The following is a 22466-nucleotide window of genomic DNA, read 5'->3' as shown; positions in this document are numbered from 1 at the left end:
TCGAGGCGGTCTTTTCCGGCAGCGACAGCCATTTTCTATGCCGCAGAGCTACTAAATCTGTCATTATCTGTCAACTCTTGTAATTATTTGAGAAGGTGTCTATGGTCGGCCCACGGCGTTAAAGAAGAGCGCCTTGCGACGAGTAGGGAGCTCGTCGCGCCGGTTGATCACAGTCGTGCCGGCACAAAACGGGAGGGAACTCTATGCGTGATGAAATACTGTCTCGCGGCGTCACTCGGCGCGCCGTGCTCGGAGGCATGGCCGGAGTGGCAGCCTTGTCCATTGCTGGCCGCGTCGCTGCGGCAGGCGGCGAAGCGCCCGCATTGGCGCAGCTTGCCAAGGACGGAAAGCTGCCGCCGCTCTCTGAACGGCTGCCGAAAAAGCCGATGGTCGTGACGCCTCTCGAAAAGGTCGGCACTTATGGCGGAACTCTCCGCCGCGGGCTCCGAGGTTCATCCGACCATAATGGCATCCTGCGCATGGTCGGCAACCAGAGCCTCGTGCGCTGGAATCTGGAATTTACGCAGGTTATGCCCAACCTCGCCGAACGTTGGGAAATCAACGACGACGCCTCCCAGTTTACCTTCCACCTCATCGAAGGGGTCCGCTGGTCCGATGGCCATCCTTTCACCGCCGATGACATCGTTTTTGCCATTGAGGACTGCGTGAAGAACAGCGAGCTCTACAGCTCGACGCCTGCGCAGCTGTCGGTTGCGGGCAAGGCCGTCAATGTCGAGAAGATCGATGAATTTACGGTGAAATTCACCTTTGCTGCGGCAAACGCGCTCTATCTGGAAAACCTCGCGACGCCGCTCGGCCAGCATCCGACACTCTTTCCGAAGCATTATTGCAGCCAGTTCCTGCCGAAATACAATCCCAATATCGCCGAAGACGTCACGAAGGCAGGCGCCGGCAGCTGGACGGATCTCTTCCGCGCGCGCTGCGGCGATATCGAGATTCCATCGCGGTGGGGCAACCCGGCCAAGCCGACGCTCGATCCATGGGTCGTGAAGGAGCCTTACAGCGGCGGCGCGACGCGCGTCGTCATGACCCGGAACCCCTATTTCTGGCAGGTCGATACCCAAGGCAACCAGCTTCCCTATGTCGATGAGATCAATTTCAGCATCTCGCAGGACGTCGAGTCGCTGATGCTGAATGTCATCTCCGGGAAGATCGACATCCAGGAGCGCCATATCAGCGTTCTCTCGAACAAGCCGACGCTCTCCCAGAACATGGACAAAGGCGACTACCGCCTACTGTCGCTGGTGCCGTCCGCCTCACAGCAGTGCCAGATCTACTTCAACATGACCCACAAGGATCCTGCCCTACGCAAGATGTTTGCCGACAAGTCGTTCAGGCAGGCGCTTTCGCTTGGAATCAACCGGCTAGAATTGATCGACATCGTGTATTTCGGGCAGAGCGAAGGCTACCAGGCCGGACCCCGCCCTGAGCATCCGTGGTATCACGAAAAGCTCGCGCGCCAGTTTACCGAATACGATCCTGACAAAGCGGGCGCGATGCTGGATCAGGCAGGCTACGACAAGAAGGACGGGAACGGGTTCCGCCTCCGGCCCGACGGCCAGAAGGTGTTTTTCACGGTCGACGTCATTCCGACGCTCTATCCCGACCTCGTCGATGCCTTGGAACTGGTCAAGGCGCATTGGGCGCAGATCGGCATCGACATGAAGGTCAATACGATCGAGCGCGCCCTCTATTATACCCGCGGCGACGACAACGCGCATGATGCGGCGGTCTGGCCGGGTCCGGGCGGACTTGATCCGATGCTTGATCCGCGCGACTTCTTCGCCTTCCACCCGCAAGGCTCGCGCTACGCCATTCCGTGGTCGCTTTGGTATACGTCGAACGGCGCACGCGGCGAAGAACCGCCGGAAAGTCAGAAGACACGCATGAAGCTCTTCGACGGCGCCCGTTCGACCGCCGATCTCGACAAGCGCGGTGCGATCATGAAGCAGATCTTCGACATCGCGGCTGACGAATTCGAGACAGTCGGCCTCTGCCTTGCCGTCGGCGGCTTCGGCATCATCCGCAACAACCTGCGCAATGTCCCGGAAAAGCAGCCGGATAGCTGGTCCTGGCCCAATCCGGGACCGGCACTGCCCCAGCAGTTTAGCTTCACGAGCTGATTTGCCGTTCCCGCGCCGCCCTTTTGGGGCGGCGCTTCTTTCAAGCACGCTGTCCGGAAACTTCGGAAGCGGTGTTCAATGCAAGAGATGCCTCATGCTTGTCTTCATCGCTAAACGCCTTCTGTGGATGATCCCATCCCTTTTCGCTGTCAGCTTCCTGGCCTTTGTACTTATCCAGCTCCCGCCGGGCGATTACGTCACGACCTATATCGCAACGCTTGCTGCGTCGAACGAGGTCATCGATCAGAATACCGCGGCGCAATTGCGCGAGCGTTTCGGCCTCGATGATCCGATGCTCGTGCAATATTTCAAATGGATATGGGGCATCGTTTCCCGCGGCGACTTCGGCATCTCCTTCGAATGGCAACAACCGGTCTCCGGCCTCATCTGGGAGCGCATTGCGTTGACGCTGGTGCTTGCTCTTTCGACGCTGATCGCCACCTGGGCGATCGCACTTCCGATCGGCGTCTTTTCCGCCGTGCGTAAATATTCGATCGGCGACTATTTTTTTACCGCCTTCACCTTCCTGGGATTGGCTATCCCCTCGTTCCTGCTGGCGCTCGTGCTGATGTATATCGCTGCCGTCGAATTCGGTCAGGACGTCGGCGGTCTCTTTTCGTCCGAGTTCGAGACTGCGCCCTGGAGCTTCGCCAAGATACTCGACCTGTTTTCGCATATATGGCTTCCGGTAATCATCCTGGCCGTATCCTCGACCGCAAGCTTGATCCGCGTCATGCGCGCGAACATGCTTGACGAATTGCCAAAACCTTACGTCACGACGGCACGGGCAAAGGGTCTCTCGGAGTTCAGGCTGCTCGTGAAGTATCCCTTACGGATCGCGCTCAATCCGTTCATCTCGACGATTGCCTGGCTGCTTCCCAACCTTATTTCCGGTTCCGTCGTCGTGGCGATCGTCCTCAATCTGCCGACGGCGGCCCCCCTGTTGCTGCAGGCGCTGATGGCGCAGGACATGTATCTGGCCGGCGCCTTCGTGCTTTTGATCTGCGCGCTCACGCTGATCGGCTCGCTGATCAGCGACATCCTGCTTGCGCTGGTCGATCCCCGCATCCGGTTGGAATAGGAGCTGATCGTGACCGACATTGCTGTCACAAATCTTTCGCCGGATCGTGCCGCCGTCGCCTCGCAATGGCAGCTCATCTGGTGGGCCTTCCGCCGGCACCGGCTTGCCATGGTTGCCCTCGTCGTCACCATCCTGATGTACATCGTTGCCGTCGTTCCGGGCTTCTTCGCCATCAACGATCCGAACCTGCAGAACGCTCGGGCGACCTTTCATCCGCCGCAGGCGCTGCATTTCGTCGACGCGGACAATGGCCTCTCTATCGATCTGCACTACTATGCGATGAAGCTCACCCGCGACCCGGAAACCCTTGCGGCGATCTACAAGGAGGACAGGACGAAACGGGTCGACGTCCAGCTGTTCGGGCGCGGCTATGAATATTCGGTGCTCGGCTTATTTAGAACGAACATCCATCTGATCGCTTCGTCCGACAAGGCGAGCCCTCTTCTGCTGTTCGGCGCCGACCGACTCGGGCGCGACGTCTTTAGCCGGACGGTTCAGGGCTCTCAGATCTCGCTGTCGATCGGCCTTGTCGGTGTCTTCTTTTCGCTGCTGCTCGGCATCGTGCTCGGCGGCATTTCCGGCTATTACGGCGGCCGCATCGATTTCTTCATGCAGCGCGTCATCGATTTCGTGCTGTCGCTGCCGACGATCCCGATCTGGCTTGCGATGGCGGCGGCGCTCCCGCAGGGCTGGCCGGCAACGCTCCAGTACATGATGATCACCATCATCCTGTCGCTGACCGGTTGGGCGCAGCTTGCCCGTGTCGTACGGGGCCGCTTTCTGTCCTTGCGTACCGAGGAATTCGTCGCTGCCGCGAGATTGGACGGCGTTCGCGAAAGGCGCATCATCTTCCGCCACATGCTGCCGAGTTTCGCGAGCCACATCATAGCGTCGATCACGCTCGCCGTGCCGGCGATGATCCTTGCGGAGACCTCCCTCTCCTTCCTGGGCCTCGGCCTGCAGCCGCCGACCATCTCCTGGGGTGTGCTTTTGCGCGAGGCTCAAAACATCCGCTCGATCGCCACGGCGCCATGGCTCTTCCTGCCGGGCGCGGCCGTCGTCGTCGCGGTTATGGCGCTCAACCTTCTCGGCGACGGCCTGCGCGATGCGGCTGACCCATACAACAAATGAGGCCGGCATGACCGACATCGTTCCGATCACGGCTGGCAGGGCGCTCCTGCAGGTGCAGAACCTGACCGTCGACTTTGCCTTGCGCAACGGCGCCTTTCGCGCAGTCGATGATCTTTCCTTTTCCATCGAGCCGGGAAAGACGCTTTGCGTCGTCGGCGAGAGCGGCTCCGGCAAGTCCGTGACGGCCCGCTCGATCCTGCAGATCTTAGACGCGCCAGGCCGTATCTGCGGCGGGTCCATCGTCCTGAATGGCAAAGACGGTCGCTCCGTTAATCTCGTCAGTCTTAACCCGCGCGGGCGCCACATCCGCGCCATACGCGGCCGCGACATTGCCATGATTTTCCAGGAACCGATGTCGTCACTCTCGCCGGTCCACACGGTGGGCGACCAGATCATCGAAGCACTTCGTCTTCACACCAGGATGAGCAAGGCGGATGCACGCGCCGAAGCGATATCACTTCTGAAGCAGGTGGAGATTCCTTTCCCGGAAAAAGCCGTGGATCGCTATACGTTCCAATATTCGGGCGGCATGCGCCAGCGCGCCATGATCGCAATGGCGCTCGCATGCAAGCCGCAGTTGCTGATCGCCGACGAGCCTACGACGGCTTTGGACGTCACCACGCAAGCCGAAATCCTCGACCTGATTGCCCGACTACAAAAGGCTTACGGCATGGCGGTGCTTTTCATAACGCACGACATGGGCGTCGTGGCGCAAATCGCTGACGACGTGCTCGTCATGCACAACGGCGTCGCCAAGGAATACGCCCCAGTCGAGCAGATTTTTCATGCGCCGAAAGACGATTACACCCGGATGCTGATCGGCTCCGTTTTGAAACTGGAAGCCAAGGCCGAAATCAGGCTGGCGCGGGCGCCGCTCGACAGGACGGCAGCGCCAATTCTCGAGCTCCGCAACGTGTCCATGGATTTCGGCGAGGTCAAAGCGCTCGACGATGTCTCCATTTCTCTCCTGCCGGGCGAGACGCTCGGCATCGTCGGCGAAAGCGGGTCCGGAAAGACGACGATGGGACGTTCGATCATGCGCCTCATCGATCCGACCGCGGGCGAGATTCTGTATCGCCGCGCTGATGGCGGCATGATCGATCTGGCAACCGCGAAGGGGCAACCGCTTGCCGCTGCGCGGCGCGAACTGCGCATGGTGTTCCAGGACCCCTTCGGCTCTCTCAATCCCCGTATGACCGTCTCGCAAATCATCGGCGAGCCGCTGCTTGTCAACGGCATCGCACGCGGCCGGGCACTCGATGAACGCATTTGTCACCTGATGGAGCAGGTGGGGCTCGATCCGACGACCCGTGAACGTTACCCGCATGCTTTTTCCGGAGGCCAGCGTCAGCGCATCGGCATTGCCCGCGCCATCACGCTCAGCCCACGCATCATCGTTGCCGACGAAGCGACTTCGGCGCTCGACGTATCCGTGCGCTCGCAGGTCCTCGACCTTTTGATGCGCTTGCAGGACGAGCTCGGCCTTGCCTACATCTTCATCAGCCACGACATCGGCGTCATTCGCTACATGTGCGATCGTGTCGGCGTAATGTACAAGGGCCGGCTTGTCGAAGTTGGAGATGCGGACAAGATCTGCAACACGCCGGAGCACGCCTATACCCAAGCGCTCATCTCCGCCATTCCGCGCCCCGATCCACGCGACCGGGATCGCTCGCGGCGTTTCCGCTACATCGAACCAGCCAATCTCAAGAACGGGAGTTCTGTGCGATGAAAATCACCGGAATTAGAACCTTTCTCATGCATGCCGGGCAACCAGACCCCTCGAAATGGGCCTCCGATGAGCGCTCGGGAGACGGCGCATCCAAACAGCTGCCCGGCACACGAAATTGGCTGTTCTTGAAGATCGACACCGACGAAGGCATCACGGGTATCGGTGAATGCTCGGGTTGGCCGCGGGTCATCGAGACGGCGATCCACGATCTGGCACCGCTTCTCATTGGCGAGGATCCGGCCCATATCGAGCGTCTCTGGCAGAAGATGCACATCGCCATGATGGGCCACGGCATGCTGGGAACGGTCGGCGCCGGCGCCTTGACGGGTATCGACATGGCACTTTGGGACATTAAGGGAAAAGCGCTCGGCGTGCCGGTCTGGATGCTGCTCGGCGGCAAGGTTCGCGACAGGATCCCGATCTACTCCCACGCAAACACGCCCGAGCGCGCGCTTGCGGTCAAGGAGCGCGGCATCAAGGCGATTAAATGCGGCGGGGTCGCCGATCCCGTCCGCAAAGTCGCTGCGTTGCGCGAGGCGGTCGGCAACGATATCGACATTGCGATCGATCTGCATGGACCGCCCTGGCTGACGCCTGCGGATGCCTGCCGCCTGGTCAGGGCGTTGGAGCCTTACGAACTCTTCTGGGTCGAAGATCCAATTGCGCCGGAGAATATCGACGGTTACCGGCGCATTCGCGATGCGGCGCACGTGCCACTGGCGGCCGGCGAGCGCTCGGCGACCATCTTCGGCGAACGGGAACTCATCGAGAAAGAACTGGTCGACGTGATCCAGCCGGATACCGGCCGGGCCGGCGGCATCACACAGATGAAAAAGATCGCGGCGATGGCCGAGGCGCATCATATCCAGATGGCTCCGCATTCCGGCTCGCTTGGCCCGGTCGCCGAATATGCGGCCCTGCACGTGCTTGCAGCGATTCCCAACGCGCTTATCCTCGAGCGCATCGACGACGACTGGGACGGCCGCCGGCGGACCATCGTGCCGCATCCTGAACAGGTCGACGGATCAATTGCCGTTCCTGATGCGCCAGGGCTTGGCTGCGACATCGACGAGGCCTTCGTGGCCCGCTTCCCAAGCGGCGGCAACGTCTCCGTACCCGTGCCGGAGAATGCCGGCTCGTACAGTCCCGGAACCTACAACGAGCACCTCTATGTGCAGACGCGCCTCTCGCGCCGCACTTATTTCAATCGGTAGAAGGACAGAAAGATGAAGATCGACCGCATGCGGGTTTTCATGACCCGCGACAAGGACCGTCCCCGCGTCATCGTCGCACTCGATACGGATGACGGCCTGACAGGTTGGGGCGAATGCTACAATCATGGTCCGGATAAGGCGCTACCGCCGATTTTGGATTATCTCTACGCCTTCCTGTCAGGCCAGGATCCGACACGCGTCGACTATCTCGTCAATCTGCTGATCCAGCAAAGCAGGTTCCCGCCAGGCGCACTCGGCCTAGCCGCAATCTCGGCGCTCGATCACTGCCTGTGGGACCTTGCCGCCAAGGCTGCGAACGTTCCGGTCTACAAACTGCTCGGTGGTGAAGTGCGCGATCGCATCAAGGTCTATGCAGGCGTCTACACGGCACCGGATGCGCCGGCGGCTCGCGACGAGTTCGATCGCCTGAATGAGGAATGGGGCTTCACCGCTTTCAAGCTCAGCCCGTGGCGCATCGACATGCACGCTCATCGCTGGGGCAACGTCGTCAAGGCTTCGGCGGACTATTTCCGCTCGCTTCGTGAAACCGTGCGCGACGACTATGAGATCGCGTTTGACGCGCATGCGAAGATCTTCGAGCCGGTCGCAGCCCGCCAGCTCGGCAATGCACTGGCACCCTATGATCCGCTGTTTTACGAGGAACCGCTTCGCCCGGAAAACATCGAGGCCTGGGGCGACCTCAAGCAGGGACTCAACTGCGTCCTCGCAACGGGCGAGTCACTCTACAATCGAAACGAGTTCCTGCGCCTTCTGCAGGTCAAGGGCGCGGACCTGATACAGCCCGACATCTGCGTCGTCGGCGGCATCAGCGAAATGCGGCGGATTGCGACACTCGCCGAAGCCTATTTCGTCGGCGTCGCGCCACACAATCCCATGGGTCCGCTGGCAACTGCAGTTAACGTCCATTTCTCGGCCGCTGCGCAGAACTTCCGGATCCTCGAATACCGGCTGCCGAAGGGCCAGGCCTACGTTTATGGCGGCATCGACATCGAGAAGCGGCAGGGCGAAACGCGGTACGTTGCCGATCCCTATCTGCCGAAGGATGGTTATCTGGAGCTGCGGCCCGACCGGCCCGGCTGGGGTGTCGAGATGGACGAGAAGGCAATGACCGAGGAAGGTTATGTTCATTGGCAACGGCGCGTCCCGAAACGGCCGGACGGCTCCTATGCATTTGCCTGAGGAGTTGTAGACTAAACGAAAGAGTGGACCGCCGGCTGGCTGCAACGGCGGTCCCCAATGGCCATCATCAACCCGACTTCGATTGTCGGGTATCTTGGGGTCGGCGGCGTGAGCGCAAGCATGGTTTCGTCGGTTCGGCGGCCCGCCGGGAACCTTGCCGAATGTACGCGCTAAGCCGCCGCTGCCGCGCTCTCACGGAATGAAACGAGTTTCTGGCGCCGATCATCCCATAACACGAGCCTGACGCACTGCAGGCTTTGCCAGAGTGAAATGCGCCCGATTCCGGCAAGTTGTGGGTGGTCGCGCAGCACTTCCGGCAGCCTGTAATAAGGTATGCGGCTCGACAGATGATGCACGTGGTGAATGCCGATATTGCCGGTCAACCATCGTAGCGCCAGCGGCAGATCGTAATGGGATGCGCCGTGGAGAGCGGCTTTTGGAAACTGCCAGTCGTCGCCTATCGACCAGTGCGTGTCCTCGAACTGATGCTGGACATAGAAGAGCCATATGCCGGCCGCACCCGACAGAAGCACGATCGGCAGGTGGATCATCAGGAACGGCCCGACCCCCACAATCCACATCATCAGGCCTGCAAGTGTGACAACCGCGAGGTTTGTACCCATGGTCGAAACCCAGGGAAGCGCTCCGCAATTCATCATCCCGAATGGCAGGCGCTGCTTGAAGAGGAAGAGCCAGGCAGGGCCGATGCCGAACATCACCAGCGGGTGCCGGTAGAGGCGATAGCCGAGGCGGTTCATGGGCGAAAGCGCACGGTACTCTGCAACCGTCAGGGTCGTGATATCACCAACGCCCCGCTCGTCGAGATTGCCGGCCGACGCATGATGGGCAGCGTGCGCCCGGCGCCAATAGGCGTAAGGTGTCAGTGTAAGTACGCCTATGACACGCCCTGTCCAATCATCAATGCCGCGACGGGCGAAGAACGAGCCGTGACCGCAATCGTGCTGGATCATAAACAGTCGCAGGAGGAAGGCTGCGGCCGCAATGATTGCAGCCAGTCCGTACCAGAAGCCGTAAACGAGGGAAAAATAGGCGATAGCCCAGAACCCCACGAACGGGACGGCGGTGACAATAAGCTCGAAGGCGGAGCGGCCAATACGAGGCTGGCGATATTTCGCCAGAGTCTTCAACCATGCTCCGACATTGTCTTCAGCAAGCGGGGCTGGTGTATGGACATGTGCATTCATCAAAAGCGGTTCCTATCGCGCGCCTTGCGTCATCTGCGCACGCATGGTTTGTCTGCGCCCATAGGCGCAGTGGTTTGGGACCTCAGGCTTGGCGGGCCTTGCGCGCGGCATAACGGCGATCACGCTCGGCCTTGCGTGCGGCTTCGTCCGCCACGCCGCGTGAAACGCGATCAGCAATTTCTGCCTGACGGGCTTCCGCTTCTGCCTTTTCCTCGGCCTCGGCCGCAGCCGCCATCGCCGCCGCAGCGGCAAGAATTCGCTGGTTCTCTGCTGTCTTCAATGCTTCCCGCTCGGCACGGCGGGCCTCGCGGGCGCGGATCACCGCGTCACGCGCAGCAAGCCGCTCCTGCATCCCGGGATCGGCTGATTTCGGGGCGGAGGCGAACTTTGCCAGAAGCTCTCGCTTTGCCTCCGCCGCGGCATTGCGGCGTTCGGCAAAACCGTTGTCGTTGGAATGTCTCAATAGGTATTCCTTTGGATCTCGTAAGGTAGGGAGGCTTGTACCATCGCGCTGCTAGGGAAGACCTGCGCTGGTATCGCGCGCTGCGGAAGGTGCCTCAGAACGGAAAGAGGCCAGACATGAGCCTGGCCTCTTGTAACCTCTTGCCGCCGTGTCGGTACATCCGTGGTCATCGGCGGCTAAAGCTTAGGCGGCCTTGAGCTGGCCGGCAGACATCTTGCCCGACTTGCTGTCGCGCTCGAGCTCGAAACCGAGCTTCTGGCCTTCGACGATCGAGCTCATCCCTGCGCGTTCGACGGCCGAGATGTGAACGAACACATCGGCGCTGCCGTCGTCAGGCTGAATGAAGCCGAAACCTTTGGTGGAATTGAACCATTTAACTGTGCCAGTGGTCATAACGAACCCTTTCTTAGCAACATTGATCACCGCTGGGCGACGCACAGCGGGTTTTCGACTTTTGAGAGAAGGAAGTTCGTCGCGAAGCGCGAGGCGCAGCAAAAACAACTATCGGCAAACAAAGTATCGATGGGTTTTTGTATAGACACTTTCGACGGCCGCGTCAACTTCTTGTTTTGACGCTTGCGTTGATACCACTTACGATGGCAATCCCCAAAAGGAGTCGCGTCAGCCGGATTGCCGGGCTCGGCGCGGTTCGACTTCCAAAGAATCGCTCTCGCCCCGCCTAGGCAGAGGATATGCGTCGGCTTCGTAAAGCCTCTGCATCTGCTGACCATCATAGCGGGCTTCCTCAACCTCTAGTATGGAACCGCGAAGCAGCGAGGCAGGCATGTCCTCAATCGCAAAGCGAAGCGCTTCAGCGGCCGAATCAAACCTTCTGTACCGAAGCCGGCTCGTTCTCTTCACGGTCTTGCAGGGGTATAGTCCTGCACCGGTGCTGTAATCAAATATCGCCATGCGTACGCTCCTTTAGGGCAAACAGGGTCTCGAGATTGGCGCGCCTCATACGATTCTCGAGGCGCTGCTGCATTTCAACGGGCCTGCGTTCTCTCATTCTGAGGATCTGTCTGGTGCGTACGTCCTGCAACTTGGCGGCATTCGAGCCTTCGGGGGCTGTGCGTCGGAACAGGCTCTCCGCCGCGTGGCGGGTCGTGTCTATCATGAGGTATCCTAAAACGTGGATGCGCGAGGCAATGGCTTCAGCGCGACTATCTTCCGCCGCAGAGCGGAATTATGGACGTTTTGCAATTCTGAGATTGCCAAGCAGCCGGGCGAACCGGCGAGATCAGGTAGCCAAAAGGCTGAAAACGCAACAATGATGTGGTGACGCGGGCCGCCTTATTCAAGGCGGCCCGCACTTGCGCCCAACAAAGCCAGGCCCTTGGTACCGGCGGCGGCGGCAGAAGCATGCGAAAAGCTGCTTCCAAGACTGGAGCTATTTCTGCTTCTTGCCGAGGCTAAGCGCGCTGTTTGCGAACTTGACCTGAGTGCCTTGCGCCGTGGCGACAGGTGTCACCGTCTTTTCCTTTTTGGGTTTTCGAACTTCACGATTGCTTCGCGCTTGGCCCTTGGCCATTTGGTCCTCCTGGGTTTTTCGGTTGATTGTTGATCGCAGCTTCAATGCTGCGGCAGCGTTGTATTTCTGCGCCCGCTCAGTGGCGACGAAATGTTCCAGAAGCTCGCAGTGGATACTTCGCAACCGTCCCGGGAAGGCTTGGCGGCTGATGCTGCGAAATTGATCCGCTTGAGGGGCAAGACGTCCGATGGCCTGCTCTTGCCAATTTGCTGAACCCGAATGTTTTCGCCGTACCCAAACTCGCTGACGCTGACGAGATTGCGAGCGGTACTGTAAAGATGGAGGCTGGAAGACATTTCGTCCTCCTTTCGTTGGGGCCAGGACATCGAGGCCCCGAAGCAGCAGCGCCCTTGATCCGGCTGCTGAAGGCATTCAACATGCACGCTTTGACGGTCGTACGCAATGGCGCTCATCCGAAGCTCGGCGCTCGCGAGACAATGGTCTGTACAAATAAGACTATGGACGATCGCCGGCTTGCCGCATATGTGCCGTTAGAGATCTAAAGAGTGGGCTGCCGGGAGCCCACTCGCGAATTCTGTCCGGTCCGGATACTGCTCGGGCATTTCGACCCGACGGGGATTCCCGAAAAAATGGATCACTCCATAACGATCTGCAGTTTCACATCGGTCGGCCGCGCTTCCACTGCGCGGTCAAACGCCTTGATCGAATCCTCGAATTTGAAGGTCTCCGAGATCAAAGGCTTCAGGTCGACGCGGCCGGAGCCGAGCAGTGCGATCGAACGCTCGTATTGGTGCGCGTAGCGGAAGACCGTTTCGATGCGGATTTCCTTGGTCGAGGCGGTCGAAACGTCGAACCCTATCGGATTGACCGGAAGGCCGACGGCAACGATGACGCCGCCTGGGCGCGCCAGGTCCATGATCGTCTCCCAGGCCTTTGGTGATCCGGAGCACTCGAAGATCACGTCCGCGCCCCAGCCATCCGTCAGCCGTCTCACCTCGTCAGTCAGGTTCTTCTCGCGGACATTGACCGGAATGACGCCCTGGTACTGCGCAGCGATATCGAGCTTCGGCTGGGCGAGATCGGCAACGATCGCCCGGGCGCAGCCTCCGGCAAGGGCAGCAATCGCCACCATCGTTCCGATCGGTCCGGCGCCGACGACGACGGCTGTGTCGCCCGGCGCAATCTTCGCTTTTGCCGCTGCCTGCATGCCGACCGCGAAGGGCTCGACCATGGCGCCTTCGGCAAAGCTCACATTGTCCGGCAACTTGAATGTATAATTGGCGGGATGAACCACTTCCGGCGTCAGCACACCGTGAACCGGCGGCGTCGCCCAGAAGGTGACGGCAGGATCGACGTTGTACATGCCGAGACGGCTTGCCTTCGAATTCGGATCGGGAATGCCGGGCTCCATGCAGACGCGGTCGCCGGCTTTCAGATGCGTCACGCCTTCGCCGACTTCGACCACCGTGCCTGCAGCTTCATGACCGAGCACCATTGGTTCCTTGACCACAAAGGGTCCGATCCTGCCGTGCGTGTAGTAATGCACGTCCGAACCACAGACGCCGACGGTATGGATCCTGATCTTCACCCGTCCCGGTCCTGTTTCCAGCGGCAGATCGACGTCGCGAAGCGCAAGCTCATGCTGGCGTTCCAGGACCAGCGCACGGACTTTGGCCATATGTCGGTTTCCTTCCCTGATGATTTCGTCCGGTTCACCGCGGACATCGTTTGAGCGACTATACGACCCCTGGCCCTCGCAATTCAACAGAAATGCGAGGCTTTTGCTCACCGCATGATGAAATGCTCGACTAATCTGACGGGATTGAGCGCAGGCAGCGGGCATCGGCACTTATAAGATTTTTATATTGGCGACCTCCGCCCCGTCTCGAACCTTTATGCGCTTCGGCAGCATATTCACGCTCGAGAGATCGGCAAGATCATCTCCGCGCCAGAAAGCCCGAAAGGTGCCGTCTTTCAAAGACGGTGCCCTTTGTCTTGTCTGACTCCAAAGAACAACAACAGGAGTCAAGATCGATGATGGACATCATTCTACCCGGCATTGCGGTCGCATTCTTCGCACTGTGCTTTGCCTATACCAGCGCCTGCGACAGGCTCTGAACCGAGGAACATCATGACACTCGATTATATCTTAAGCGGTGCGGTGACGGTGTTTCTGACCGTTTACCTTACCTACGCTCTTATTCGCCCCGAGCGCTTCTGATCAAGAAGCCCGGGTACTGAAAGTTACCTCCCATGACCCTCAACGGATGGCTTCAGATCCTGCTTTACTGCGGGATCCTCATCGCGCTCGTCAGACCGCTCGGCGGCTACATGACGCGTGTCTTCGACGGCGAGCGCACATTCCTTTCACCGGTCCTCGTTCCAATCGAGCGCGGGCTTTACGCCATTGCCGGCACGAGCGAGCGCGAGGAGCAGCATTGGACCTCCTATGTTTTTTCGATGCTGCTTTTCAATTTCCTGGGCGTGCTCGTCCTTTATGCGCTGATGCGCCTGCAGGCTGTTCTCCCCTATAACCCGGCCGGCATGACCTCCGTGCCGCCGGAGCTGTCGTTCAACACCGCCGTCAGCTTCGTCACGAACACGAATTGGCAGAATTACGGCGGCGAAAGCACGATGTCCTATCTCACGCAGATGGTAGGGCTCACCGTTCAGAACTTCGTGTCGGCTGCAACCGGTATTGCCATTGCCGTCGGCCTAATCCGCGCCTTTGCGCGCGCGTCCGGTAAGGCAATCGGCAATTTCTGGGTCGATATGATCCGCAGCACGCTCTACGTGCTGCTGCCGCTCTGCATCATACTGACACTGGTCTATGTCTATCTCGGCGTTCCGCAGACGCTCGGCCCTTATGTGGAAGCAACGACGCTTGAAGGCGCCAAGCAGACAATCGCTGTCGGCCCCGTTGCCTCCCAGCTTGCCATCAAGATGCTGGGAACAAACGGCGGAGGCTTCTTCAATGCCAATTCCGCGCATCCCTTCGAGAATCCGGACGCCATTTCTAACCTCGTCCAGATGCTTTCCATCTTCGCGATCGGCGCCGCATTGACCAATGTTTTCGGCCGCATGGTCGGCAACCAGCGCCAGGGCTGGGCGATCCTTGCCACGATGGGCATCCTGTTCGTCATCGGCGTCGGCGTCACTTACTGGGCGGAAGCCTCCGGCAACCCGCTGATGCACGCCTTCGGACTCAACGGTGGCAATATGGAAGGCAAGGAAGTCCGCTTCGGCGTCGCGCTCTCCTCGCTGTTTGCCGTCATCACGACCGCCGCCTCCTGCGGCGCCGTCAATGCGATGCACGGCAGTTTCACCGCGTTTGGTGGCCTCATCCCGCTGATCAACATGCAGCTCGGCGAAGTCATCGTCGGCGGCGTGGGCGCAGGCTTTTACGGCATCTTGCTGTTCATCATCATCGCGATCTTTGTCGCAGGCCTGATGGTCGGCCGTACGCCGGAATATCTCGGCAAGAAGATCGAAGCCAAGGAAATGAAAATGGCCGTGCTTGCCATTCTCTGCCTGCCCGCTGCCATGCTGATCTTCACGGCAATCGCAACCGTGCTTCCCTCAGCCGTCGCCTCGATCGGCACGGCCGGTCCGCACGGCTTCTCCGAAATCCTTTATGCCTATACCTCGGCTGCCGCCAACAACGGCTCGGCTTTCGGTGGCCTGACCGGCAACACGCCCTTTTACAACATCACGCTCGGCATCGGCATGCTGGCTGGCCGCTTCCTGGTCATCATCCCGGCCCTTGCAATCGCGGGTTCGTTGGTCGCCAAGAAGTCGGTTCCCGCCTCGGCAGGCACATTCCCGACCGATGGTCCGCTCTTCGTCGGGCTTCTGGGCGGCACCATCCTGATCGTCGGCGGTCTGACCTTCTTTCCGGCCCTCGCCCTCGGCCCGGTCGTCGAGCACCTGATGATGATCGCCGGCCAGACCTTCTGAGGTGAAGACATGATCCTTCGTCGCAGACCTCGCAGCCCCTTCAAGTCACATCCCGGTTCACCGGGATGTGACAGCGAGCGGATGGCGCGGGCCTCCGACATCATCCTGGTGATGATGGCCGGCCTCCTCGTCATCCTCGCCGCCGTTCGAATCCTACATGGCTGACCGCGCGACGGTCGCCTTACTCTTTCAAGCTGGAGTCTCTTATGAGCCAGGCAAAATCCGCGAGCATCATGGATTCTCGCATCCTCATTCCGGCAGTCAGCGCTGCTTTCAAGAAGCTCAACCCGCGGACGCTTGCCCGAAACCCGGTCATGTTCGTCGTGGCCACAGTCTCGGCGCTCACGACCGTTCTCTTCCTCCGCGATCTCATCACCGGCCGCGGGAATCTCGACTTTTCCTTCCAGATCAATCTCTGGCTCTGGTTCACCGTGCTTTTCGCCAACTTCGCCGAGGCTGTCGCCGAAGGCCGTGGCAAGGCGCAGGCCGACTCGCTTCGCAGGGCCCGCACCGAAACCCAAGCCAAGCTGCTGACGTCCAATGACGGCACGGGTTACCGCATGGTGCCCGGCACGAGCCTGAAGGTCGGCGACCTTGTCCTTGTCGAGGCCGGCGACATCATCCCGTCGGACGGCGAAGTCGTCGAAGGTGTCGCCTCGGTCAACGAAGCTGCGATCACCGGCGAATCCGCGCCGGTCATCCGCGAATCCGGCGGTGATCGTTCGGCGGTCACCGGCGGCACGCAGGTGCTTTCCGACTGGATCCGCGTTCGCATCACGGCGGCTGCGGGGTCGACTTTCCTCGACCGCATGATCTCGCTCGTCGAAGGTGCGGAACGCCAGAAGACCCCGAACGAGATCGCCCTCAACATCCTGCTCGCCGGCATGACGCTGATCTTCGTTCTCGCGACTGCGACGATCCCAAGCTTTGCGATCTATGCCGGCGGCTCGATCCCCATCATCATGCTCGTTGCACTCTTCGTGACATTGATCCCGACGACGATCGGCGCCCTGCTCTCGGCCATCGGTATTGCCGGCATGGACCGTCTTGTCCGCTTCAACGTGCTCGCCATGTCCGGCCGCGCCGTCGAAGCCGCCGGAGACGTTGACACGCTGCTGCTCGACAAGACAGGCACCATCACCCTCGGCAACCGCCAGGCAACCGCCTTCCATCCGGTCCGCGGCGTCTCCGAGCAGGAGCTTGCCGACGCAGCCCAGCTTGCTTCGCTTGCCGACGAAACGCCGGAAGGCCGATCGATCGTCGTGCTTGCCAAGGAGAAATACGCAATCCGCGGCCGCGAGATGGCCAGCCTGAAGGCGACTTTCGTGCCCTTCACGGCCCAGACCCGCATGAGTGGGGTCGATGTCGAGGGCTCGTCGATACGCAAGGGCGCTGTCGACGCGGTGCTTGCCTATGTCGGCGAAGGCTCAACCTCTATGTCGGGCAACGCCGCACTCGCATTGCGGATCAACAGCGACGTCGTGAAGGAGTTGCAGACAATCGCCGACGAAATCGCCAGGTCCGGCGGCACGCCGCTTGCCGTTGCCCGTGACGGCCGTCTGCTTGGCGTCATTCAGCTCAAGGACATCGTCAAGGGCGGCATCCGCGAGCGTTTCGCCGAACTGCGCCGCATGGGCATCCGTACCGTCATGATCACAGGCGACAACCCGATGACCGCCGCTGCGATCGCCGCCGAAGCCGGCGTCGACGACTTCCTGGCGCAGGCAACACCCGAAAACAAGCTGACGCTCATCCGCGAGGAACAGGCGAAAGGTAAGCTGGTCGCCATGTGCGGCGACGGCACGAACGACGCACCGGCCCTTGCCCAGGCCGACGTCGGTGTCGCCATGAATACCGGCACCGTCGCCGCCCGCGAGGCGGGCAACATGGTCGACCTCGACAGCGACCCGACGAAGCTCATCGAGATCGTCGAGATCGGCAAGCAGCTCTTGATGACCCGAGGCGCGCTGACGACCTTTTCGATCGCCAACGATATCGCCAAGTATTTCGCCATCATCCCGGCGATGTTCCTCACCTTCTACCCGCAGCTTTCCGCGCTGAACGTCATGGGCTTGTCGTCGCCGCAAAGCGCCATCCTCTCGGCGATCATCTTCAACGCGCTGATCATCATCGCGTTGATCCCCTTGTCCCTCAAAGGCGTGCGCTACCGTCCGATTGGGGCGGGCGCCCTGCTTTCGCGCAACCTTTTGATCTACGGCCTCGGCGGCATTGTCGTTCCGTTCATCGGCATCAAGGCGATCGACATGCTGATCACCGCTGCCGGCCTCGCCTAAGGAGTACCAGCAATGTTGAAACAACTTCGTCCAGCGATCGTCATGTTCGTTGCCACCACGGCCATCACCGGCCTGCTTTACCCGCTTGCCATGACAGGCGTCGCCAAGGCGCTGTTTCCGACGCAGGCAAATGGCAGCCTGATCGAGAAGGATGGCCAGGTGATCGGCTCGACGCTGATCGGCCAATCCTTCACCAGCGACACGTATTTCCACGGCCGTCCTTCGGCGGCGGGCGACGGCTACAATGCCGAAAGCTCCGGCGGCTCGAACCTCGGCCCGACCAGCCAGAAGCTGATCGACCGTGTGAAGGCCGACTACGAGGCCGCCAAGGCGACAAACCCGAATGCCGAAGTGCCGATCGATCTGGTGACCGCCTCCGGCAGCGGGCTTGACCCGCATATCTCGCCGGACACTGCCTACTTCCAGGTACCGCGCGTTGCCAAGGCCCGCAACATGGACGAGGCTGCGGTAAAGGCGCTGGTGGATAGCGCCATACAGCACCCTGAACTCGGCATCCTTGGCGAACCGACGGTCAATGTTCTGGCATTGAACCGGTCCCTCGATGCTTCTATGACTCAGTAAAGGTTGTAGGCCCCGGACGGTTCGCAAGCGGTCCAGGGCCTGCTCATCGGAAAGATCATGCGAATGCCGGATGATAACCGCGATCAGGTTGCAAGGCCCTCGCCGGACGCGCTTCTCGAGAAGGCGCGGGCCGAAACGCGCGGCCGGTTGAAGATATTCCTCGGCGCCGCACCTGGCGTCGGCAAGACCTATGAAATGCTGGTTTCCGGACGGGCAAAGCTTGCGGACGGCATCGACGTTGTTGTTGGGGTCGTCGAGACCCACGGCCGCAGGGAAACCCAGGCTCTGCTCGACGGCTTTGCGATCATTCCGCGGGTGAAAGTCCATTACAAGGGCCACACTCTGGAGGAGATGGACCTCGACGCCATCCTCGCCCGCAAGCCGGGGCTCGTCCTCGTCGATGAACTTGCCCACACCAACGCCGAAGGCAGCCGCCATCCGAAACGCTATCTCGACGTCAAGGAGCTGCTGGATCGCGGCATCGACGTCTATACGACGCTGAACATCCAGCATGTCGAGAGCCTGAACGACGTCGTTTCGCAGATCACCCGCATCCGCGTCCGCGAGACGGTGCCCGACTCCGTGATCGACATGGCTGACGATATCGAGATCATCGACCTGACGCCCGAGGACCTGATCAAGCGCCTGCACGATGGCAAGGTCTATGTGCCGAAAACGGCCGAACGCGCGCTGACCAACTATTTCACGCCCGGGAATCTGACGGCACTTCGTGAACTTGCGTTGCGCAAGACTGCGCAGCGTGTCGACGACCAGCTTGTAAGCCATATGCAGGCGCATGCGATCTCTGGTCCATGGGCTGCCGGCGAACGCGTGCTCGTCTCGATCGATCACCATCCGCGATCTGCCTCGCTGGTGCGCTATGCCACACGCATGGCTTCGCGGCTGCGCGCGCCATGGTCCGCCGTCTATATCGAAACCAACCGGTCGATCAGCCTGACAGAAGAAGAGCGGGATACGATCGCAGCAACGCTGCGCCTAGCCGAGCGGCTCGGCGGCGAGGCACTCACGCTTCCCGGCAACCGGGTCGCCGAGGAATTGCTTCGCCACGCGAGCGCCAACAACGTCACGCATATCGTTGTCGGTTCGCCCGAGGCGCCGACATGGCGCCAATGGTTTCAGCACTCGCCGGTCGACGATCTGATCCGGCTCGCCGGCGATATCAGCATTCATGTCATCTCCGGCAACGAGAAGGACGACAGCGCGGGCCGAGGCGTCAGACTGGCACCTGCATTGCCGGCCTTCAACATCAAGGCCTATCTGCTCGCAACGGCCTATGTTGCCGTAGCGCTCGGATTCAGCGTGGTGCTCGATCAGGTTCTGGACGTGCGCAACCTTGCCCTGGTTTTCCTGATGGCAGTACTCACCTCCGCCGTCCTCCACGGTTTGCGGCCCGCGCTCTACAGCTGCCTTCTGGGCGCGCTTGCCTTTAACTTCTTTTTCCTGCCGCCGCGTTTCACCCTGACGATCAGGGACCCCGAAAGCGTGATCGCCTTTTTCTTCTTTATCGGCGTTGCGCTGATTGCGAGTAACCTCACGGCAGCCGTTCAGCGGCAGGCGGCGGCCGCGCGTCAGCGTGCGCGCACCACCGAGGACCTTTATCTTTTTTCCCGCAAGCTCGCGAGCACCGGCACGCTCGACGACGTGCTCTGGGCGACCGCCTTCCAGATCGCCTCGATGCTCAAGGTCCGTGTCGTCCTGCTCCTACCCGAAGAAGGTACGATCGCAGTCAAGGCAGGATATCCGCCTGACGACACGCTGGACGATGCCGATATTGCCGCGGCACGCTGGGCCTGGGAACACAATCATGCCGCCGGGCGCGGCGCGGATACGCTTCCCGGCGCCAAACGCCTTTATGTGCCGCTACGAACCGGGCGCACCGCCGTCGGCGTCATCGGTCTCGACAGCGACCGCCGCGAGGGCCCGCTGTTTACGCCCGAGCAGCAGCGGCTCCTGGATGCGCTTGCCGACCAGGCAGCGCTTGCCATCGAGCGCGTACAGCTCGTTGCCGATGTCGATCGCGCCAAGCTCGCCGCCGAAGCCGACCGGTTGCGTTCCGCCTTGCTGACCTCGATTTCGCACGACCTGAAGACACCGCTTGCCGCGGTCCTTGGCGCCGCCGGCACACTGCGCGACTATTTCGGCTCCATGCTGGCAGAAGATCGCGACGATCTTCTGTCGACAGTTATCGACGAATCCGAACGCCTGAACCGGTTCATCGCCAACCTGCTCGACATGACGAAAATCGAATCCGGAGCCATGGAGCCGAATTACGGCTTGCACTATCCAGGCGATATCGCCGGCAGCGCGCTGAGGCGGGCCATCAAGATCCTTGAGCGTCACAAGACCGAGATGATCATGCCTGCCGACCTGCCGATGGTGCGTGTCGATCCCGTACTTTTCGAACAGGCGCTCTTCAACCTGCTCGACAATGCTGCGAAATATGCGCCTGAAGGTTCGGTGATCCGCATCGAGGGCTGGACCGATGCCGGACACCTCGTCATTCAGATTGCCGACGAGGGCCCGGGTATTCCACCCAACGATCTCACCCGCGTCTTCGATACCTTCCACCGCGTCCGCAAGGGCGACCAGGTGCGTGCCGGAACAGGTCTCGGCCTTTCCATTTGCCGCGGTTTCATCGAGGCAATGGGAGGAACGATCATTGCCGAAAACCGCAAGGACCGCTCCGGCGCCGTCTTTACCATCCGCCTGCCGAAACCCAATGACATTCCAAAACTGGATGAGCTCAAATGACCGGTTCAGCCGTGAAAATTCTCGTTGTCGACGACGAGCCGCCGATCCGCAAACTGCTTCGCGTCGGGCTCAGTGCGCAAGGCTACGAGGTGCATGAGGCGCCGAATGCCGCCAGTGCCGATCGGGCCGTGAAAGAAAATGAGCCGGACCTCGTCGTTCTGGATCTCGGCCTTCCCGACAAGCCGGGCCACGACCTGCTGCGCGAATGGCGCGAAGATGGCCTTTCCATGCCCGTCGTCATCCTCTCCAGCCGCACCGACGAGGCGGGCATCGTCAAGGCGCTCGAAACCGGCGCTGACGACTATGTGACGAAACCCTTCGGCATCAACGAGCTCGGTGCCCGCATCCGTGTGGCACTCCGCCATCGGCTGCAGCAGCAGGGCGAAAAGGCCATCTTCCAAACCAGTGGTCTTTCCATCGATCTCGTCAAGCGGATCGTCAAGGTGGACGACAGGGAGATCAAGCTGTCTCCGAAGGAATACGATATCCTTCGAGTGCTCGCCCAGCACGCCGGCAAGGTGCTGACGCATCAGTTCCTTCTGAAACAGATTTGGGGACCGGCAGCCGACGTTCAGTATCTGCGCGTCTATGTCCGCCAGCTGCGGCAAAAGGTGGAGCAGATTCCGGACCAGCCGCAATATATCACCACCGAAACCGGCGTCGGCTACCGGCTTAGGGAGCCGGATTGATTTCGGGCGCCTCATCCGGTCAATATGATAACGGGAAAGACATGAACCTCGCAGACATCATCCGGCCGGAGCATGCCTTCATCGGCGTCTCGGGGGCGACGAAGTGGCGTGCGCTGCGGAGCCTCGCGGAAAAGGCCGGCAAAGCATTCGACATCGAGGAGAAGATCATCCTCCAGGCGCTGGAAAGCCGTGAAAACCTCGGCTCGACCGGCATCGGCAACGGCATCGCGGTGCCGCATGCGGTGATCGCCGGCATGACGAGCCCGCGCGGCCTTCTTGTGCGTTTCGCGCAGCCGCTGGATTTCGAGGCGATCGACGACGTGCCGACGGACATCGCCTTCGTGCTGCTTTTCGGAGAGAGCAATCGAGGCGCATACCTAAACGTGCTTGCCGCCATCGCACGGCGCCTGCAGTCAGATGGCGTCCTTATGTCGATGCGCAAGGCAAAAAACGTCGATGAATTCTATTCGAGTTTCATTGGAGATTCACGACCATGAGAGAGCGCGGTTT

At 60.6% G+C, this 22466-nt stretch carries 21 protein-coding genes; 14 read left to right on the top strand and 7 right to left on the bottom strand.

The annotated features are described in order from the left end of the window. Positions 1-203 precede the first annotated feature (203 nt). The 6 genes from BN1800_RS25080 to BN1800_RS25055 all read left to right on the top strand — a co-directional run bounded on the left by BN1800_RS25080 (position 204) and on the right by BN1800_RS25055 (position 8502). Entirely contained in the window at positions 204-2144 is a 1941-nt protein-coding gene (locus BN1800_RS25080) for an ABC transporter substrate-binding protein (RefSeq protein ID WP_087001606.1), read from the top strand. 94 nt (positions 2145-2238) lie between these two features. After that, the gene (locus BN1800_RS25075; protein ID WP_027511013.1) at positions 2239-3225 is read left to right on the top strand and encodes an ABC transporter permease; all 987 of its coding nucleotides are present in this window, start codon (positions 2239-2241) and stop codon (positions 3223-3225) included. Positions 3226-3234: 9 nt separating this feature from the next. Beyond that, entirely contained in the window at positions 3235-4356 is a 1122-nt protein-coding gene (locus BN1800_RS25070; protein WP_027511014.1) for an ABC transporter permease, read from the top strand. A gap of 7 nt (positions 4357-4363) precedes the next feature. Next, positions 4364-6088 (top strand): ABC transporter ATP-binding protein, encoded by a 1725-nt coding sequence (locus BN1800_RS25065; RefSeq protein ID WP_087001605.1) that lies wholly within the window; start codon positions 4364-4366, stop codon positions 6086-6088. Continuing rightward, positions 6085-7302 (top strand): mandelate racemase/muconate lactonizing enzyme family protein, encoded by a 1218-nt coding sequence (locus tag BN1800_RS25060; protein ID WP_087001604.1) that lies wholly within the window; start codon positions 6085-6087, stop codon positions 7300-7302. The genes BN1800_RS25065 and BN1800_RS25060 overlap by 4 nt, the downstream gene beginning before the upstream one ends. A gap of 12 nt (positions 7303-7314) precedes the next feature. After that, positions 7315-8502 carry a galactarate dehydratase gene (locus BN1800_RS25055; RefSeq protein WP_027511016.1) on the top strand — a complete coding sequence of 396 codons (1188 nt, stop codon included), beginning with the start codon at positions 7315-7317 and terminating at the stop codon, positions 8500-8502. Positions 8503-8672: 170 nt separating this feature from the next. Here the strand turns inward: BN1800_RS25055 and BN1800_RS25050 are convergent, their stop codons facing one another. The 7 genes from BN1800_RS25050 to BN1800_RS25020 form a co-directional block, all read right to left on the bottom strand. Continuing rightward, positions 8673-9707, bottom strand: coding sequence for a fatty acid desaturase (locus BN1800_RS25050; protein WP_027511017.1), 1035 nt, complete (start codon positions 9705-9707; stop codon positions 8673-8675). A gap of 82 nt (positions 9708-9789) precedes the next feature. Then, positions 9790-10170 (bottom strand): DUF6481 family protein, encoded by a 381-nt coding sequence (locus BN1800_RS25045; RefSeq protein WP_027511018.1) that lies wholly within the window; start codon positions 10168-10170, stop codon positions 9790-9792. Between the two features lie 183 nt (positions 10171-10353). Further along, positions 10354-10563 carry a cold-shock protein gene (locus tag BN1800_RS25040; protein WP_027511019.1) on the bottom strand — a complete coding sequence of 70 codons (210 nt, stop codon included), beginning with the start codon at positions 10561-10563 and terminating at the stop codon, positions 10354-10356. Between the two features lie 26 nt (positions 10564-10589). Next, entirely contained in the window at positions 10590-10904 is a 315-nt protein-coding gene (locus BN1800_RS41535; protein WP_156915295.1) for a hypothetical protein, read from the bottom strand. 164 nt (positions 10905-11068) lie between these two features. Continuing rightward, positions 11069-11287 (bottom strand): hypothetical protein, encoded by a 219-nt coding sequence (locus tag BN1800_RS25030; RefSeq protein WP_027511020.1) that lies wholly within the window; start codon positions 11285-11287, stop codon positions 11069-11071. Positions 11288-11560: 273 nt separating this feature from the next. Further along, positions 11561-12073, bottom strand: a complete 513-nt coding sequence (locus BN1800_RS40545; protein ID WP_143534077.1) for a hypothetical protein — start codon at positions 12071-12073, stop codon at positions 11561-11563. A 223-nt stretch (positions 12074-12296) separates the two neighbouring features. Beyond that, the gene (locus BN1800_RS25020) at positions 12297-13340 is read right to left on the bottom strand and encodes an NAD(P)-dependent alcohol dehydrogenase (protein WP_087001602.1); all 1044 of its coding nucleotides are present in this window, start codon (positions 13338-13340) and stop codon (positions 12297-12299) included. A gap of 453 nt (positions 13341-13793) precedes the next feature. Here BN1800_RS25020 and BN1800_RS25010 point away from each other — a divergent pair, with 453 nt between their 5' ends. The 8 genes from BN1800_RS25010 (at position 13794) to BN1800_RS24980 (ending at position 22453) form a co-directional block, all read left to right on the top strand. Then, positions 13794-13883 carry a K(+)-transporting ATPase subunit F gene (locus BN1800_RS25010; RefSeq protein WP_016556800.1) on the top strand — a complete coding sequence of 30 codons (90 nt, stop codon included), beginning with the start codon at positions 13794-13796 and terminating at the stop codon, positions 13881-13883. 32 nt (positions 13884-13915) lie between these two features. After that, a complete protein-coding gene (kdpA, locus tag BN1800_RS25005; protein WP_087001600.1) occupies positions 13916-15619 on the top strand; it encodes a potassium-transporting ATPase subunit KdpA in 1704 nt (567 codons plus the stop codon). A 9-nt stretch (positions 15620-15628) separates the two neighbouring features. Beyond that, positions 15629-15784, top strand: a complete 156-nt coding sequence (locus tag BN1800_RS41530) for a hypothetical protein (RefSeq protein ID WP_167333911.1) — start codon at positions 15629-15631, stop codon at positions 15782-15784. 41 nt (positions 15785-15825) lie between these two features. Beyond that, positions 15826-17913, top strand: a complete 2088-nt coding sequence (gene kdpB / locus BN1800_RS25000; protein ID WP_087001599.1) for a potassium-transporting ATPase subunit KdpB — start codon at positions 15826-15828, stop codon at positions 17911-17913. A 12-nt stretch (positions 17914-17925) separates the two neighbouring features. Then, a complete protein-coding gene (kdpC, locus tag BN1800_RS24995; RefSeq protein ID WP_087001598.1) occupies positions 17926-18495 on the top strand; it encodes a potassium-transporting ATPase subunit KdpC in 570 nt (189 codons plus the stop codon). 63 nt (positions 18496-18558) lie between these two features. Continuing rightward, positions 18559-21267 carry a sensor histidine kinase gene (locus tag BN1800_RS24990; RefSeq protein WP_087001597.1) on the top strand — a complete coding sequence of 903 codons (2709 nt, stop codon included), beginning with the start codon at positions 18559-18561 and terminating at the stop codon, positions 21265-21267. After that, entirely contained in the window at positions 21264-21956 is a 693-nt protein-coding gene (locus BN1800_RS24985) for a response regulator transcription factor (RefSeq protein ID WP_087001596.1), read from the top strand. Before BN1800_RS24990 ends, BN1800_RS24985 begins: the two co-directional genes overlap by 4 nt. 41 nt (positions 21957-21997) lie before the next feature. Next, positions 21998-22453 carry a PTS sugar transporter subunit IIA gene (locus BN1800_RS24980; RefSeq protein WP_087001595.1) on the top strand — a complete coding sequence of 152 codons (456 nt, stop codon included), beginning with the start codon at positions 21998-22000 and terminating at the stop codon, positions 22451-22453. The last annotated feature ends 13 nt before the right edge of the window (positions 22454-22466 follow it).

The organism is Rhizobium sullae (assembly GCF_900169785.1).
In the GTDB taxonomy this organism is placed as follows: domain Bacteria; phylum Pseudomonadota; class Alphaproteobacteria; order Rhizobiales; family Rhizobiaceae; genus Rhizobium; species Rhizobium sullae.
This window is presented reverse-complemented; position numbering and strand designations above follow the sequence as displayed.

Bases quoted from the DNA above. Each gene is read 5' to 3' on its own strand.
- BN1800_RS25080 (WP_087001606.1), top strand. From the start codon at position 204: ATGCGTGATGAAATACTGTCTCGCGGCGTCACTCGGCGCGCCGTGCTC.
- BN1800_RS25075 (WP_027511013.1), top strand. From the start codon at position 2,239: ATGCTTGTCTTCATCGCTAAACGCCTTCTGTGGATGATCCCATCCCTT.
- BN1800_RS25065 (WP_087001605.1), top strand. From the start codon at position 4,364: ATGACCGACATCGTTCCGATCACGGCTGGCAGGGCGCTCCTGCAGGTG.
- BN1800_RS25060 (WP_087001604.1), top strand. From the start codon at position 6,085: ATGAAAATCACCGGAATTAGAACCTTTCTCATGCATGCCGGGCAACCA.
- BN1800_RS25055 (WP_027511016.1), top strand. From the start codon at position 7,315: ATGAAGATCGACCGCATGCGGGTTTTCATGACCCGCGACAAGGACCGT.
- BN1800_RS25050 (WP_027511017.1), bottom strand. From the start codon at position 9,707: ATGAATGCACATGTCCATACACCAGCCCCGCTTGCTGAAGACAATGTC.
- BN1800_RS25040 (WP_027511019.1), bottom strand. From the start codon at position 10,563: ATGACCACTGGCACAGTTAAATGGTTCAATTCCACCAAAGGTTTCGGC.
- BN1800_RS41535 (WP_156915295.1), bottom strand. From the start codon at position 10,904: ATGATGGTCAGCAGATGCAGAGGCTTTACGAAGCCGACGCATATCCTC.
- BN1800_RS25030 (WP_027511020.1), bottom strand. From the start codon at position 11,287: ATGATAGACACGACCCGCCACGCGGCGGAGAGCCTGTTCCGACGCACA.
- BN1800_RS40545 (WP_143534077.1), bottom strand. From the start codon at position 12,073: ATGCCTTCAGCAGCCGGATCAAGGGCGCTGCTGCTTCGGGGCCTCGAT.
- BN1800_RS25020 (WP_087001602.1), bottom strand. From the start codon at position 13,340: ATGGCCAAAGTCCGTGCGCTGGTCCTGGAACGCCAGCATGAGCTTGCG.
- BN1800_RS25010 (WP_016556800.1), top strand. From the start codon at position 13,794: ATGACACTCGATTATATCTTAAGCGGTGCGGTGACGGTGTTTCTGACC.
- kdpA (WP_087001600.1), top strand. From the start codon at position 13,916: ATGACCCTCAACGGATGGCTTCAGATCCTGCTTTACTGCGGGATCCTC.
- BN1800_RS41530 (WP_167333911.1), top strand. From the start codon at position 15,629: ATGATCCTTCGTCGCAGACCTCGCAGCCCCTTCAAGTCACATCCCGGT.
- kdpB (WP_087001599.1), top strand. From the start codon at position 15,826: ATGAGCCAGGCAAAATCCGCGAGCATCATGGATTCTCGCATCCTCATT.
- kdpC (WP_087001598.1), top strand. From the start codon at position 17,926: ATGTTGAAACAACTTCGTCCAGCGATCGTCATGTTCGTTGCCACCACG.
- BN1800_RS24990 (WP_087001597.1), top strand. From the start codon at position 18,559: ATGCCGGATGATAACCGCGATCAGGTTGCAAGGCCCTCGCCGGACGCG.
- BN1800_RS24985 (WP_087001596.1), top strand. From the start codon at position 21,264: ATGACCGGTTCAGCCGTGAAAATTCTCGTTGTCGACGACGAGCCGCCG.
- BN1800_RS24980 (WP_087001595.1), top strand. From the start codon at position 21,998: ATGAACCTCGCAGACATCATCCGGCCGGAGCATGCCTTCATCGGCGTC.